Raw genomic sequence first — 16,012 nt, 5'->3', positions numbered from 1 at the left:
ATTTTAAATAAATCTATATCAAAGTCTACAATGCTCAATAGACTCAATAAATAAGTTTCCATGCTCATATTTTAATATAGATAAATCACCATTTTCACAGCTAAATTTCCAAAATAAATCTATGTTTTTATTCATTACATAACAATATAAAGCTCTCATAACTCCTGAGTGAGTAACCAATAAAATATTTTCTACTTCACTCTCATTTAATAATTCATCCATAAATCTAAACACCCTGTTACTCATGGTTATGTAACTCTCTCCATTTTTCGGAGCAAAGTTAAGCCAATCTTCTATCCAAAGTTTGTGTTCCTTTGGATATCTCTCTTCTATTTCTTTATATGTAAGACCTTCAAATTCTCCAAAGCTACGTTCATTTAACCTTGGATCTATAATGAAATAATTATTATTAGTTATTAATTCAGCCGTATTATAAGCTCGTTTTCTTTCACTTACATAAACTTTATCAAAGTTAACTTCTTTAAGCATACTTCCTATAGATATAGCTTGCCTTTTTCCTAAATCTGTTAACCCAAAATCTAAATCTCCATAATAGCAAGATTTTTTATTATGTAAAGTTTGCCCATGTCTTACTATATATATCCTCATTCTACACCTCATACCTTAAACAGTTCTATAATATTATAACACATTTCAAGCTTATTTAATTTTATATATGTAATTTCTATTTTGAAAAAGAAATAGGAATGTAATTTAAATAAATTATCATTCCCACCATGTATTGTGCATATTATCTCATTTCAATCAAATAATCAGTAACTATCCCTGCATCGTCAAAGGTTCCCATGGTTCTCATCATATATAAGGCTGTATCAACTATTTGGAATCCAACAGCACATCCTGTGCCTTCACCACATCTAAATCTCAAATTTAACATAGGATTTAATCCTAACTCTTTCATTACATATACAGCACCTGGTTCTGCTGATAAATGTGATGGAAACATAAAGTCTTTAACATCTTTATGAAGTTTATATGCACATAAGGCAGCAGTTGATGAAATTATACCGTCTATTAATATAGGTACTCTATTTTTAGCAGCGCCTATAAAGCATCCGCATAATCCAGCAATATCAAGTCCACCAAGTTTAGCCATAACATCAATAACATCATTTTTGTCAGGATTATTTACTTCAATAGCTTTTTTTATTACTCTTTTTTTGTTTTCAAATTGATTATCAGTTAAAGCTGCACCTTTACCTGTAACAAGTTCAACATCTATTCCTGAAAGAACACTTATTATAGCAGCACTAGTAGTGGTATTCCCTATTCCCATTTCTCCAGTACCTAAAATATCTACACCTTCTTCAACTAGCTTGTCTACTATTTCTATACCAATTTCAATAGCCTTAATAACATCTTCTCTACTCATAGCTGGACCTTTAACCATATTATCAGTACTATATCTAAACTTTTTATTTATAATTTTAGGATTATCTATATCAGTAACTATACCTATATCTACAACTGTTAAATCTGCTTTAGCTACCCTTGATAAAGCATTAACCGCTGTTATTCCTCTTGTAAAGTTATTACTAACTATGTGCGTTAATTTCTGTGGACAGCTACTAACCCCTTCTTCTACAACTCCATTATCTGCACACATTATAATTATATTTTTCTTTTCCGTTTCATTTAATATATTCCCAGTAATTCCAGCCATTTTAGCTGCAATGCACTCTAATTCTCCAAGACTGGCTATTGGTTTTGTAAGGCTATCAAGTCTTTTCCATGAATCTACCACTTTATCTTCATAAGCTGGTTTTATAGATTCTAAAGCTTCTTTTAATATTCTCATATTATACCTTCTTTCAATTTCTTTTTAGTAGCTATTTTATTGTAATTATATTTTCTTATTATATAATATAATATTTTCACTATAAAATCCATATTTTTACGAACTTACTTTTAATTTTATATATATTTTCAAGGTTTTATATTGATATTTCCGAACATTGACTTCTAATATTACTTTTATTTACTTCCTTAAAATAACAAGGAGCTGTTGCATCAGAAATAACATATACAATATTACAATAATTAAAAGGTTTAATTTTGTAATATTATATATTAATTTCTTAGTACAACAGCTCTTTAATTAACTTTAAAAGAATTATTTAAAATATACCTACAATAAAAAATATAAACTTATTTAGTAAAGCTATAATAGCATTAGTAGGTTTGGATATTAAAAATGATATTACAGAGTATCCACCAGGTAAAAAAGGTACAATAACAGCTATAAGTATATATATTGAATACTTTGAAGCTATATTCTGTAACTTATATGTTTTTCTTGGAAATAAATCTGTTAATATACGAAATCCATCAAAACCAGGTAATGGTAGTAAGTTTAAAACCCCAAACAAAACGTTAAATATTAATGTTTGAGTTATTATAGCTTGTAATATGTTGAGTATCATAACATCGCCTTTTACTAAAACAAATAAAATCGCTAAAATTATTGAACATAAAAAAGCTAAAATTAAATTAGATAACGGTCCAATGATACTTACCTTCAAGTCATCCTTTCTGAAATTCTTGAAATTTCTACCTGATATATTAACTGACTTTGACCATCCAAAACCTACAGCCAAAAACATTATAAATCCTAATATATCTATATGTGCAAAAGGATTTAAACTTAATCTTCCTTCAAATTTTGGTGTCTTATCACCTAGTTTATCAGCCATATAAGCCTGAGCATATCCATGACATGTCATAGCTATCATCAAGGCTGGAATTTTAATTAAAAAATTGACTAAATATAGTTTCATAATTTAAAAACCCCTCTTAAATAAATTTATATTCTGTTTCAATAATATATGTAACATTAATGTGGCTCTTAATTTTAATTAAGAAAAGAAATATATTTACACATAAGTGCTATTTTAAATATTATAACATGATATATAAAATTTTCATTATAAATATTATGTAAATTGAACCTCTACTAAATGTTTTTTCATTCATATCCTTATTTAAGCTTACTTATATACTATATTTTTAAAAAACTAGGAAATTTATTCATGTTTTTAAAATTTAATTATATGATTTTCCAGAAATTATCCTTTTAAAAGAAATTTTTTATTTTGACAATCAATAACTTTTATTATATAATAAAATTAATTTTAAAATAACAACATATAAAATTTTAACATATTAGGTGGTGAAAAAGTGAATAATATAACTTCTATTTTTAAAGAGAAACACTTAAAATTAACCCCGCAACGTATAGCAGTTTATAAATATTTAAGGTCTACTAAAGAGCATCCTTCAGCTGAGGCTATTTATAATGCATTACAAGAAGACTATCCTACTATGAGTTTAGCTACTGTATATAAAGCTTTAAAAACTCTTTCTGAAGTTGGGCTAATACAAGAGCTAAATGTAGGCGAAGGAAATTTTAGGTACGATGGAAGTACACATGCACATTCTCATATAAAATGCTCTGTATGTAATAGAGTTGATGATGTAGAAGGTAATGTTTTAGGAGATCTTCATGCTAAAGCAGAAGAACAAACTAAATATAAAATCCTTTCAAGTCAAGTATACTTTTATGGTATATGTGAAGACTGCTACTCAAAGGAAAAGGATATATAAAAAAGTAAGAGTAAAATCTTACTTTTTTTTATTTGCTTTTTCTAATATTATTGATTATGGTAATGAAACTTTTTACAAAAACCCATATTTGCATAAAAAATAATATATTTATTAAAATATTGCTTACTTTATTTAGTTTTTTTATTATCCTTATTTTTTTTATCATGCTTATCACCTAAATAATTTTATTTAAATTATAGTCTTTGTATCTTACTTGAATTTTATGTATCTCCCTTTTCTCCTTGTTCTTTGTTTTCTATGAGCTTAAGGTCAACACCGCCTTTCATTCTTTTTTATAAAATTTATTAAAAAAATACTTTATCACATATACTTAGTACATTTTTTTTTATGTTTTTGGAATACTTATAGAAGGAGGTGTAGTGATGAATTTTAAGAAAAATTTCTTTGTTTTTTTATTTATTTTTATATTGAGCTTTACTACATTAGGTTATTTAACATTCGCACAGGATTCATCTTCTAAAACAGCGGAGGAAATTTCTGTAGATTTAAATAGAGATGGAATTAAAGATACTCTCATTATCCAGGTTAAAGAGGATGGTACCTATGATGTAAGAGCTAAAATTAAAGAAAAAGAACTAAGTTTATTATGCAAAGATGGTCCTATTGGAGAATATAAAAACTATTGGCCTTTAAGAGTGACCTTAAAAGACGTAACTAGAGATAATATACCTGAAATCTTCATTCAAGGCACTTATAAAGATGCCCCTATTCAAAGTATATTTAAATACAGTAAAAATGAGTTAGTTAACTTATCTTCTTCTAAGGATAATATTTTAGGCTTTATAGATACAACTAATAATCAATCACCTAAGTTATTAATAGGTAATTTCTACAATGGAGAAATATACTTTAAAAACTACATTGTTAACTCTAATACCCTTAGGGAGTTTAATCTTAATCATAAAGAAGATTTTATGGGTAAATTTACGGTGAGTAATTTAATATCTTATATTGAAACACTACCTTACTCTGACTATACTATATGTAATAATCTTTTTACATCTAGTATAAGTGAAGATACATTAAAACTTTTGGACTCTTTGCGTTGGAATAACTTTATATACAAATTTCAAGATGCAGCATTATTTGATATAAGTTCTGATGATAAGAGAGCCATTCAAGAGGTAAAATGGAAGTTGAATTTTAAAGGAGTAAATCCTGAAGGAGAAAATAAAAACTTTACAGTAACAGTTGTTGTTAGTAATATTGATAAAAATACAGAAGATAAGAAAGATTCTCCTTATGAATATAGGATTACTTCTTTAGGAATTGAAAATATCTCTTCATTATATTCAAAATAAAAAAATGGCTGTTCTTCATATAGAAGTCAGCCATTTTGTACTATTCTATTATAACTGGGTTTTCACTTAAAACCTCTTTATTCTCTTCTTCCTTTTCACATTGTGCAACTTCCTCAATTGCAAAAGGATCTAAAATATCCTCTTCAATATGATTTTCTGTGATATCCTCTAACTCTCTTTCAAGACTCTCTTTTATTATGGAATCTTCTATAGTCTCTTCATGAACTTCCTTTAATGGCTCTAATATTTCCATGGACCCACTTTCCTCTTGGCCTAAGGTTTCTTCAGGAATTATTGTGCTTTCTAAAGTATCCTTTTCTTCTTTAACATCTTCATTTTTTTCACTAAATTCAACTTCATTTATTAATTCTTCATTTATTATGGTTTCTTGATTTTTTCCTAATATCCTATTTCTCACTTTCATTACCTCATCTAATAAAAGCATGTTTTTAGGATCCATAATATCTTGAATTAATTCAATTATATCAGTAGCAAAATAATTATTATTATTTATACTAACTCTACTATTATCACTATAAGTAGCCATACCACTTATGGTAGCAGTTTTTATAAATACTCCGTTATTCTCATCCGTATAAGTATGCTGCTCTACTCTTGTATTAGGAGAGTTTTGATCAAATCCTAATCCTTTCATTATTATATTCACTTTATCTTCATCTACGCTCTTTACTAATTCGTCCACACCTCTTTCATCAAGGTTTTTTAATAATTCTGATAAGGTTTGACCTAACATATTACTACTAAATCCTGTATTAGAAGCTTGATTAGATGAATCACTAGAATCAAATACTTCTACTGGTTCCTCTTGTGTTTCTGAAAAGCCATCATTTTGAGTACTTGAAGTCTCTGTGCTAAAAGGATTCATATTGCTACTACTAGTATTATTAGCATTAGTATTATTATTGTTGTTGGTTAAATTATTTGCATTTCCTCCTAAAAACAACTTGTACAATAGATTTAAATCTATGTTTGATAAAAGTTGAAATATAGGATTGTTCATTGCTCCTTGAAATAATGTTGATAAAGGATTATTATTCATTGAGTTATTATTAGCAAAGTTATTATTTCCAGATTGATTACCATTAGGCATTGCATTATTTTGCATTCCATTAGTATTTACTTGGTTATTACCTTGCATTCCATTACCATTTATATTATTAGAAGCATTTCCACCCATAGAATTTCCAAATAAGCTTTGTCCAATAGCAGCTATTAATGGATTTATGGGATTATTATTAGCTTGATTATAATTCATACCGTTCTGCATGTATTGGTTTGGATTATTTTGTCCTTGATTGTATTGATTTAAATTTTCTTCATTTTGTCGCCTTTCTTCTCTTTTTCTATGTTTATGCTTTGACATGGTATTCCCCCTAATTATTAATTTCTAATTATAGAAAAGGAGGCCAAAGGCCCCCTAATTTCTATTAACAGAAGTACCCACAAGATAAAAAGAATAGTACTATTATAAATAATATGCTTTGATTTATTCCATCAGAACAACATTTAGTTTCTTTTTCTGGGCAACATTCAGTTTTTTTTCCGCTAAATTGTAATATTACTAATATTAATATAATTAATGCAGCTAATCCGCCACCAGAACTTAATAATCCTCTATTATTATTGCAACCATTATTACAACAACATTCTTGCATTGGCATTATACAAGCTGGTGTAGCCTCTACACATTGAATACCACATGGGTTACATTGATTCATACAACATCCTAACATATTAAATTCCTCCCTTAACTTAGATACACAACTTTACATCTTTAATCGTTATTAACAACATCCACATCCATTATTGTTTCCGCCGAAGAAGTTACCTCCACCGCATAAGAAGAATAATACGATTATAAATAATAATCCATTTTGAAACCCGAATCCTTTATTACAATTCTTCTTACAGCTTGTTGGTTGGCAGTTACATAAGTCTTCATATTCATTTGAACAACATTCATCTTTTCTTCCGAATTGAAGAATTACTAATATAAGAATTATTAACCAAGTAAATCCGTTATTTAATCCACAGAACCCTGTTCCCTTAGTATTTCCACCACATTGAGAATTACAAGGAATTAAATACATAGGTTCTTGAGCATGCTTATCCTTTTTCTTTGAACCACAACTGTTAACAGCATAAGCTGGCATAAAATTACAACCACAACATCTTGACATCATAAATCCCTCCCTTTAATTGGAAAATTGTTACTATTAATCTAGTAAATTTTATCTTTAGATTTAGTTATTAAACATTAGTTAGCTCTTTAGTTAGCTACCTCTTCAGTTGTTTGAGTACAACATTGGTTGCCATTTCCGCCTCTTCCCATAAAGAAGAATAAGAAGAAGATAATTAAGATCCATATGAATCCATTATTTCCAAATCCATTACTCATTGGATTGTTATTGCTACTTCCTGAGGAAGTAGGACATGCACATTGGTTCATATATGGTGTGCAACAACATTGGGTTTCACATAGAGCCTTACAGTATCTTTCGTAAGCCTTTCTACATTGTTTACGTTTTTTGCTTGAGCAGCATCCTTCACATGGGTTACAACATGGGTTACAGCATTGAGTGGCACATGGATTGCAGCAAGGATTACAGCATGCATTATTACAACTATTGTTATTATTATTGTTGTTATTGTTAGCGTTATTTCCCATATTATTAAATCCTGTTGCACCAAATCCAAACAAGAATAATATTAGTATAAGAAATAAAAATCCTATGCCTCCAAAACCTCCAAAGCCATTTCCGCCGCCGCCACCACTATTACAGCATTTGCTAATAATATCAGTAACGTTAAGTCCTCCAGCTGAACCTCCATTGGAGCCCATGAAGCTGCTTAAAAGACTATTTATATCCATCAAGCTTGCCTCCTTTTTAAAATTTTAATATTCTTTTGTAACTTCCATTCTTTCAGGCTTCATTTTATATCTTTCGTAAATTTTTCTTAAAAACTTGTTCTATTTTTTTTACTCTTTGAATAACTTATAATAAAGTTAATTCTTGAAGTTACTAATGAACCTAATTGATTAAAGTTAGGCAAGAATTTTTCTAGTGTTATTGAAACTATCTTTTGTTTTAAAGCTTTTTTATTAAGCTTATACTATATACTATTCCTACTGTATAAATTTGACACTAAAAATAAAAAAAGACATTTCCTTTTTTTGAAAATGTCTTTTAATAATTATATATTTTATTTTAAATTCTCTTTAAATCTTAGTATTTTCAGTGCTTTAGAGCCTTACTCTACTAAATCATAGTCTTTAAAAATTTCTTCTAAAAGCTGTTCTACTCCTTGCTTCTTTAAAGAAGAAAACTGATATATCTTAGTTTCTTTATCTAATTTTAAAGTTTCTGAAATTAATTTTAAGTTTTTATTTATTTCATTTCTTTTTAATTTATCAATTTTAGTAGCTACTACTATAACTTCTTTACCATAATGCTTTATCCAATCATTCATCATTACATCATCAGCCGTTGGTTTATGTCTAGAGTCAACTAATAATATAACCTTTCTTAATTGAGGTCTATTTACAAGATAATCTTCAATCATCTTACCCCACTTTAATTGCTCACTTTTAGAAACCTTTGCATAGCCATAACCAGGTAAATCAACAAAATTATATTCATTATTAATTAAAAAGAAGTTTATAAGTCTTGTTTTTCCCGGAGTACCACTAACCTTAACTAACTTTCTTCTATTAGTTACTGTATTTATTAAAGAAGATTTTCCTACATTAGACCTACCAACGAAGGCAACTTCAAATCTCTCCTCCTCTGGATATTGCTTTGGCGTTACTGCTGAACATATAAATTCAGATTGTTTAATTATCATTTTTCATCTCTCCAATTAACGCATTATCTAATACTTCATCTATTGTATTAGTAATTATGTAATTTATTTTACTTTTTACTGAGTTAGGTATTTTCTTTAAATCCTTTTCGTTAGCTTTAGAAATAATTATAGTATCTACTCCTGCTCTATATGCAGCTAAGGATTTTTCTTTCAAACCACCTATAGGAAGCACTCTTCCAGTTAAAGTTATTTCTCCTGTCATAGCTACATTATGTTTCACAACTCTATTAGATAAAGCGGAAACCATTGCTGTAGTCATAGTTATACCTGCTGAAGGTCCATCCTTAGGTACTGCACCTTCAGGTACATGGATATGAATGTCCTTAGTTTTATAAAACTCCTCTTTAATACCAAATTTCTTCATATTGCTTCTTACTAAACTATAAGCTGTTTTCGCTGATTCTTGCATAACATCACCTAATTGTCCAGTAAGTACAAGTTTACCTGTTCCATCCATTACAGATGCCTCTACTGGTAAAGTATCTCCACCATATGCAGTCCATGCAAGACCAGTTACAACTCCTAACTTATCAGTTTTATCAACATGGTCATAAGTAAATATCTCATCTCCCATGTATTTTTTAACCATATTAACATTTATATTAAGGCTTTTTTTATCCTTTTCTAACATTTCAGTTATAGCTTTACTAAATAATGAAGCTATTTTTCTTTCTAGGTTTCTTACTCCTGACTCTCTTGTATATCCTTCAATTAGAGTAGTTATAACCTTGTCAGATATATTTATTTGCCCTTCTTTTATATTATATTCTTTCATTTTCTTAGGAATTAAATACATCTTAGCTATATTTAACTTCTCTTCTGTTGTATATCCTGAAACTTCTATTATTTCCATTCTATCTAATAAAGGTCTAGGTATAGTGTCTAATGAGTTAGCTGTAGTAATAAACATAACCTTAGAAAGATCAAAATCTAACTCTAAATAGTGATCTCTAAAAGTTGTATTTTGCTCTGGATCTAAAACTTCAAGCAAGGCATCAGCTGGATTACCTCTAAAATCAGCACTTAACTTATCTATTTCATCTAATAAGAATAATGGATTTTTAGATTTAGCCTGCTTCATACCGTATATAATTCTACCAGGTATAGCCCCTAAGTATGTTTTTCTATGACCCCTTATTTCTGACTCATCTCTAACTCCACCCAAAGACATTCTTACAAAGTTTTTATTTAATGCCTTAGCTATGGATTTAGCTATAGAAGTTTTACCCACTCCTGGAGGGCCAACAAGACATAATATAGGTCCCTTTAGTCCTCTACTCATTTGTTTTACAGCTAGATATTCAATTATTCTTTGCTTTACATCCTTTAAACCGTAATGCTCTTCATCTAATATAGTTCTTACATTCTTTATATCCAAATTATCCTTGGTTATTTTATTCCAAGGTAAAGATAAAATCCAATCTAAGTAAGTTTTTATTATAGAACTTTCTGAAGAATAATTACCCGCATCAACAAGTCTACTAAGCTCATATAGTGCTTTTTCCTTTACCTCAGTTGGAAGTTTAGCTTTATGAATCTTTTCTTCATACTCTCTCTCTTCCTTATCATCCTCACCAAGCTCTTCTTTTATTACTTTCATTTGCTCTCTTAAGAAATACTCTTTTTGAGATTTATCTATTTTACTTTTTACTTTTGTACCAATTCTTTTTTCTACTTTTAAAATCTCATTTTCTTTTAAAACAACATTTATTAAAGTCTCTAATCTGTCTTTGCTGTCTTTAGTTTGTATTATTTCTTGTAAAACGCTTTGTTTTAATATTAAATAAGAGCTTATAGTGTCTACTAATTGATGTATATCTTCTATATCATCTATATCAAATAAAGCCTCTGTATTGCCAATTGCTGATAACTTAATATAATCTTCAAAGCATTCTCTTGCAGTCCTTGCTAGAGCTTCTATCTCTATTAACTCTTCTTCTGATTTTTCTTCAAAGTCTTCAACTAACTCTGCTATTTCAACTTCAAAATGAGGATCTATAGAAATGTAATTAACTATCTCAGCCCTGTAAATACCTTCAACTAGTACTCTTACACTATCACCAGGTAACTTTAGAATTTGTTTGATTTTAGATACAGTCCCAATTCTTAAGATTCCTTCTTCACTTGGTTCATCCTCACTAGCTTTTTTTTGAGATGCTAGAAAGATTTCTTGGTTATTAATCATCGCTTTTTCTAAAGCTGCTATTGACTTTTCTCTTCCGACATCAAAATGCATTACCATATTAGGAAATATAGTTATACCTCTTAGTGGAATCATTGCTACTTGCATTATTTCTTTTTCCACTTAACTTCCCCCCGTTCCTGTAAAATTTATATAAAAAATATATTTCTTATTTCAATTTATATAGTTAAATAATTAAAAAGCTTAACTCAATATATTATACCTATAAACTCAATACTTTTCAACGTGAAATGAAAAAAGATAAAGCCATCGATTTTTAATCGATGGCTTTATGTTTAAGCACTTTCAGAGTCATCTAACTTTTTAGTTTCTTCTGGTAATTCAAATACCTTATCTCCATTAGTCAAAATCAACTCTGGCTTTTTAGTTTTAATTATATCTTCATTAACTATTACTTTTTCTATAGAATCACTACTTGAAGGAACTTCAAACATGATTTCTTTCATAGAATCCTCTATGATTGCTCTTAATCCTCTAGCACCAGTATTTCTCTTTATAGCTTCTTTAGCTATTGATTTAAGAGCTCCTTCTGAAAATTCTAATTCTACATTATCCATTTCAAAAAGCTTTTTATATTGCTTAACTAAAGAATTCTTAGGTTCAGTTAATATGCTAATTAAAGCTTCTTCATCTAAAGACTCTAATGTAACAACCATAGGTAATCTACCAACAAATTCTGGAATTAATCCAAATTTCAATAAATCACCAGGCATTATTCCCTTTAGTGTTTCCCCTATATCTTTCTTAGTTTTTGATTGAACTTCTGCTCCAAATCCCATAGAACTAAGTCTTGTTCTTTTTTCAATTATCTTATCAATACCATCGAAGGCTCCACCACAAATAAATAATATATTAGCAGTATTTAATTGAATGAACTCTTGATGAGGATGTTTTCTTCCGCCTTGTGGAGGCACTGAAGCCACAGTCCCTTCAAGAATTTTAAGAAGCGCTTGTTGTACTCCTTCTCCAGATACATCCCTAGTAATTGATGGGTTTTCAGATTTTCTTGATATTTTATCAATTTCATCAATATAAATTATACCTTTTTCAGCTCTTTCTACATCATAATCAGCATTTTGTATAAGTTTTAATAAGATATTTTCTACATCTTCACCTACATATCCTGCTTCTGTTAAAGTTGTAGCATCAGCAATTGCAAAAGGTACATTTAGTAGTTTTGCTAAAGTTTGAGCTAATAATGTTTTACCTGAACCAGTTGGTCCAAGTAATAATATATTACTTTTTTGAAGTTCTATATCATCAACTTTAACTTTTGAGTTTATTCTTTTGTAATGATTGTATACAGCTACAGCTAATGACTTTTTAGCCTCATCTTGACCAACTACATATTGGTCTAAATACATTTTTATTTCTGATGGCTTTGGTAATGAATCAAAAGTCATTTCTGAAGCTTCTTCAAATTCATCCGTAATTATCTCAGAGCAAAGTTCTATACACTCATCACAGATATAAACTCCTGGACCTGCAATAAGTCTTTTTACCTGCTCTTGGCTCTTTCCACAGAAAGAACATTTTAATTGTTTCTTGTCATCGTATTTAGACATATTATACCTCGCTAAAGATTACTTCTTTTTAGTGATTACTTCATCAATTAATCCATACTCTTGTGCTTCTTTGGCACTCATGAAATAGTCTCTTTCTACATCATTTTTTATTTTTTCTAAAGTTTGGCCTGTTCTCTCACTTAAAATCTGATTTAACTCATCTTTAATTTTAAGAATTCTTTTAGCATGAATATCTATATCCGTTGCTTGCCCTTGGAATCCTCCAAGTGGTTGATGTATCATTATTTCACTATTTGGTAAAGCAAATCTCTTACCCTTAGCTCCTGCTGTTAATAAAAATGATCCCATAGATGCAGCCATTCCTATACAGATTGTGCTTACATCAGGCTTGATATATTGCATAGTATCATAAATAGCCATACCAGCTGTTATTGATCCTCCAGGACTATTTATATATAAATAAATGTCTTTATCTGGATCCTCTGCTTCTAAAAATAATAATTGTGCCACAATAAGATTTGCACTTACATCTGTAACTTGTTCTCCTAAGAATATAATTCTATCCTTTAATAATCTAGAATATATGTCATAAGATCTTTCCCCTCTACCTGTTTGTTCAATGACCATAGGTACTAAACTCATAACACTACCTCCTTTTATAATCAACATGTATTTAAATTTATGAACATATTCATGAAATTATATACATATTAACTTAAAATTTATAATTTGAAAAATTGCCAGAGTAACTCTGGCAATTTATATATCACATATTATGCTAAAACTTTGCTATTTTCAACTAAGAAGTTAACAACTTTTTGAATTCTTAAATCTGCAGAAATCATAGCGCCTTGCATTTGAACAAGAGCTTGAGCTGTTTTTTCTAAATCTTCTCCACCATATTGCTTAGCATATTCTTTAGCTTTTTCTAAAACTTCTTCTGAAGAAACTTCTATGTTCTCAACTGTAGCTATTTTATTTAAAACTAAATCAGTTAATACTCTCTTAGAAGCAGTTTCTTTCATGTACTCTCTTACTTTTTCTTCAGTATTGTTTGTATATTTATAGTATGTATCTAGGTCTAATCCTTGATACTTTAATTTCATTTCTAAATCTTTGATCATTGAATCTGTTTCTCTTGTAATCATTACTTCTGGTATTTCAACCTTAGCATTTTCACAAGTCTTATCGATTACAGCTTCTTCTAATTCTCTTTCTGCTTTTTTAGTGTTAGTTTCTTCTAACTCAGCTTTAATGTTGTTTTTGTAATCTGCTACTGTTTCAAATTCTGAAACTGTTTTAACAAACTCATCGTTTACTTCTGGCATTTCTTTAACTTTTATAGCATTGATTTTAACATCAAACTTGGCCTTTTTACCATTTAATTCTTCTCTTCCATACTCTGCTGGGAATACTACATTAACTTCTCTTTCTTCTCCAACTTTTGCACCAACTAATTGCTCTTCAAAAGTATCTATGAATGATCCTGAACCAATTTCTAAATCAAAATTAGTTGCTTCGCCACCTTCGAAAGCTACCTCATCTACATATCCTTTAAAATCTATAACTGCTATATCACCATTTTCTACAGTGCCTTCAGTTTTTTCTTCAACTTTAGCATTGTTAGCTACAACAGCTTTAACTCTTTCTTCAACTTCTTCATCTGTTACAGTGTATACAGGTTTAGTTACTTCTACACCTTTGTACTCACCTAACTCAACTTCTGGTTCAACAGCAACTTCAGCTGTGTAAACTAAGTCTTTTCCTTTTCCAATTTCAACAATATCTATTTGTGGGTAATCAATTACTTTGATATCATTTTCTTTAATAGCTTGTGGATATGTTGCATCACAACAAATATTTATAGCATCTTCAAAGAATACCCCTTCTCCATACATTTTTTCTATTAAATGCATAGGTGCTTTTCCTTTTCTAAATCCAGGTATATTAAATTTCTTAGCCTCTTTAGAATAAGCCTTTTTTATAGCTTCAGTAAACTGTTCAGCTGGTACTGTTACTTCTAACTTTATCATATTATTTTCTTTTTTTTCAACTTTAACGTTCATTGTCCAGTCCTCCTAATTAAAAGTAAATGCATATTTTAACTAGCCCATTATACCATAATGGTTTTATATATACAATAATATACAATTTATCTTTTGGTATAAACAAATATTTAGTGTATCTATTACGTAAAATAACTGCACTACTGTTTTTTATAAATTATTCAGTAAAATTGTATCATATAATTCAGGGTTTTCATATATAAAAATATTATTTTTTACATAATTTATTTATTAAGGTATTACTCTACCATCTAAGGTAATAGAAATTGCTTGCCCATCTATCTCTAATTTAACCTTTTCCCCATTACTTTCTATAACCTTTATGTTATCCCCTTGAAGCCTCTTATCTAATGCTAAAGCATGAGTTTTTTTGCTTATATCATAAGTCCAAACAAACAACTTATGATTAGCATCAAACCATGGTAATTTACTTAAGTATAAAATCTTATTTTCACTTATAAATGTTGGTTTAGCAGCCCAAACTAAATTAGGATTTAAACTTAATTGCTTAGCCTTTGGATATTTATTATTTTCAGTATCAATAAACTCTTTTTTAGTTATATCCTCAAGTTTACCATCTAAAGTCCAAAGAAACATATCTTGTGTTTCTTTATTTAAAATCACAACTGCATCCTTCTTATCTGAGATATTAAATTCAAGATTAGGATTTTTCTCAACATCAATTATGGTTGTTTTTGAACTCTCATCAGATAAAATAATATTAGCTGTAATATTACTTCCTAAATCAACCCCCTGACTCCTTTGAACCTTTGATTCTGGTTTTTCCTCTTTTGCCAAAGTTTCTTCCTCGGTATTATCTACCTTTTGTACTTCTTCTTGAGCTTCTATATCATCAATTTCCTTGTTGCTATCTTTATTTAGCTTTAAAACACTTATTACCTTTTCCTTCGCAACTTCAAATATAAACATATTATCAGATAAGTATAAAGCCCCAGTTCCTATACACACAGCGATAACCCCTATAGAAACAAATCTTACTTTTCTACGTCTTTTAACTTGTTTGTTATAGTTTTTGCTAAATATACTTGGTTTACCCATATTAGGCCTCCTATGTTCTTCTATTAACAATTTTACTACTTAAAAATTATAATATTATAGATATAAATATTACATAATATTATACGATGTTTATAACAATTCATTACTATTATATATCATATTATTTTTTTTAGTAGTTATTTTTTGTTTTCCTTTAAAAACTTATTCATTCATATTTATCAAATTTATAAATTCTTTTAAAAATATGTTAATTTACCTCCCTAAGAAAAAAATTTTTTCACTTTTTTTGAACAAATTCATTATAAGTTATTCTTAACCTTTTCCAAAATGGACCATTAATTCCTACAAAAAGTTTCTTAATTC

Annotated in this window: 15 protein-coding genes; 2 read left to right on the top strand and 13 right to left on the bottom strand. The window is 28.8% G+C overall.

Features of this window, described 5'->3' with window-relative positions; translation table 11 throughout:
• Positions 1 to 18: 18 nt before the first annotated feature.
• The 3 genes from cobC to BUA48_RS02880 all read right to left on the bottom strand — a co-directional run bounded on the left by cobC (position 19) and on the right by BUA48_RS02880 (position 2,798).
• On the bottom strand, positions 19 to 609 hold the full coding sequence (gene cobC, locus BUA48_RS02890; RefSeq protein ID WP_072829882.1) for an alpha-ribazole phosphatase: 591 nt from the start codon (positions 607 to 609) through the stop codon (positions 19 to 21).
• A 142-nt stretch (positions 610 to 751) separates the two neighbouring features.
• Positions 752 to 1,819 (bottom strand): nicotinate-nucleotide--dimethylbenzimidazole phosphoribosyltransferase, encoded by a 1,068-nt coding sequence (gene cobT / locus BUA48_RS02885; RefSeq protein ID WP_072829880.1) that lies wholly within the window; start codon positions 1,817 to 1,819, stop codon positions 752 to 754.
• 319 nt (positions 1,820 to 2,138) lie between these two features.
• Entirely contained in the window at positions 2,139 to 2,798 is a 660-nt protein-coding gene (locus BUA48_RS02880; protein WP_072829878.1) for a site-2 protease family protein, read from the bottom strand.
• A gap of 400 nt (positions 2,799 to 3,198) precedes the next feature.
• On the opposite strand from BUA48_RS02880, the gene perR reads away from it, so the two are divergent.
• Both perR and BUA48_RS02870 read left to right on the top strand, forming a co-directional pair.
• Positions 3,199 to 3,624, top strand: coding sequence for a transcriptional regulator PerR (perR, locus tag BUA48_RS02875; protein ID WP_072829876.1), 426 nt, complete (start codon positions 3,199 to 3,201; stop codon positions 3,622 to 3,624).
• A 383-nt stretch (positions 3,625 to 4,007) separates the two neighbouring features.
• Positions 4,008 to 4,946 (top strand): hypothetical protein, encoded by a 939-nt coding sequence (locus BUA48_RS02870; protein WP_072829874.1) that lies wholly within the window; start codon positions 4,008 to 4,010, stop codon positions 4,944 to 4,946.
• Positions 4,947 to 4,986: 40 nt separating this feature from the next.
• Here the strand turns inward: BUA48_RS02870 and BUA48_RS02865 are convergent, their stop codons facing one another.
• The 10 genes from BUA48_RS02865 to BUA48_RS02820 all read right to left on the bottom strand — a co-directional run bounded on the left by BUA48_RS02865 (position 4,987) and on the right by BUA48_RS02820 (position 15,688).
• Complete coding sequence (locus BUA48_RS02865) at positions 4,987 to 6,330, bottom strand: hypothetical protein (protein WP_072829872.1); 1,344 nt, start codon at positions 6,328 to 6,330, stop codon at positions 4,987 to 4,989.
• 64 nt (positions 6,331 to 6,394) lie between these two features.
• Positions 6,395 to 6,700 (bottom strand): hypothetical protein, encoded by a 306-nt coding sequence (locus tag BUA48_RS02860; protein ID WP_072829870.1) that lies wholly within the window; start codon positions 6,698 to 6,700, stop codon positions 6,395 to 6,397.
• Positions 6,701 to 6,751: 51 nt separating this feature from the next.
• Positions 6,752 to 7,150, bottom strand: a complete 399-nt coding sequence (locus BUA48_RS15485) for a hypothetical protein (protein WP_178138936.1) — start codon at positions 7,148 to 7,150, stop codon at positions 6,752 to 6,754.
• Positions 7,151 to 7,236: 86 nt separating this feature from the next.
• On the bottom strand, positions 7,237 to 7,839 hold the full coding sequence (locus BUA48_RS15480) for a hypothetical protein (protein WP_072829866.1): 603 nt from the start codon (positions 7,837 to 7,839) through the stop codon (positions 7,237 to 7,239).
• 380 nt (positions 7,840 to 8,219) lie between these two features.
• Entirely contained in the window at positions 8,220 to 8,813 is a 594-nt protein-coding gene (yihA, locus tag BUA48_RS02845) for a ribosome biogenesis GTP-binding protein YihA/YsxC (RefSeq protein ID WP_072829864.1), read from the bottom strand.
• Positions 8,803 to 11,139: an endopeptidase La gene (gene lon, locus BUA48_RS02840; RefSeq protein WP_072829862.1), complete on the bottom strand. Its 2,337-nt coding sequence runs from the start codon at positions 11,137 to 11,139 to the stop codon at positions 8,803 to 8,805. The genes yihA and lon overlap by 11 nt, the downstream gene beginning before the upstream one ends.
• A gap of 173 nt (positions 11,140 to 11,312) precedes the next feature.
• A complete protein-coding gene (gene clpX, locus BUA48_RS02835) occupies positions 11,313 to 12,602 on the bottom strand; it encodes an ATP-dependent Clp protease ATP-binding subunit ClpX (protein ID WP_072829860.1) in 1,290 nt (429 codons plus the stop codon).
• An 18-nt stretch (positions 12,603 to 12,620) separates the two neighbouring features.
• Complete coding sequence (gene clpP / locus BUA48_RS02830; RefSeq protein WP_072829858.1) at positions 12,621 to 13,205, bottom strand: ATP-dependent Clp endopeptidase proteolytic subunit ClpP; 585 nt, start codon at positions 13,203 to 13,205, stop codon at positions 12,621 to 12,623.
• Between the two features lie 131 nt (positions 13,206 to 13,336).
• Positions 13,337 to 14,629: a trigger factor gene (tig, locus tag BUA48_RS02825; protein ID WP_072829856.1), complete on the bottom strand. Its 1,293-nt coding sequence runs from the start codon at positions 14,627 to 14,629 to the stop codon at positions 13,337 to 13,339.
• Positions 14,630 to 14,860: 231 nt separating this feature from the next.
• Positions 14,861 to 15,688, bottom strand: a complete 828-nt coding sequence (locus BUA48_RS02820; RefSeq protein WP_072829854.1) for a hypothetical protein — start codon at positions 15,686 to 15,688, stop codon at positions 14,861 to 14,863.
• Between the last annotated feature and the right edge of the window lie 324 nt (positions 15,689 to 16,012).

Origin of the sequence: Clostridium collagenovorans DSM 3089, from assembly GCF_900130005.1 — a bacterium.
Lineage (GTDB): Bacteria > Bacillota > Clostridia > Clostridiales > Clostridiaceae > Clostridium_D > Clostridium_D collagenovorans.
Note: the sequence above shows the minus strand (reverse complement) of the source record. Positions and strands in the feature narration are given on the sequence as shown.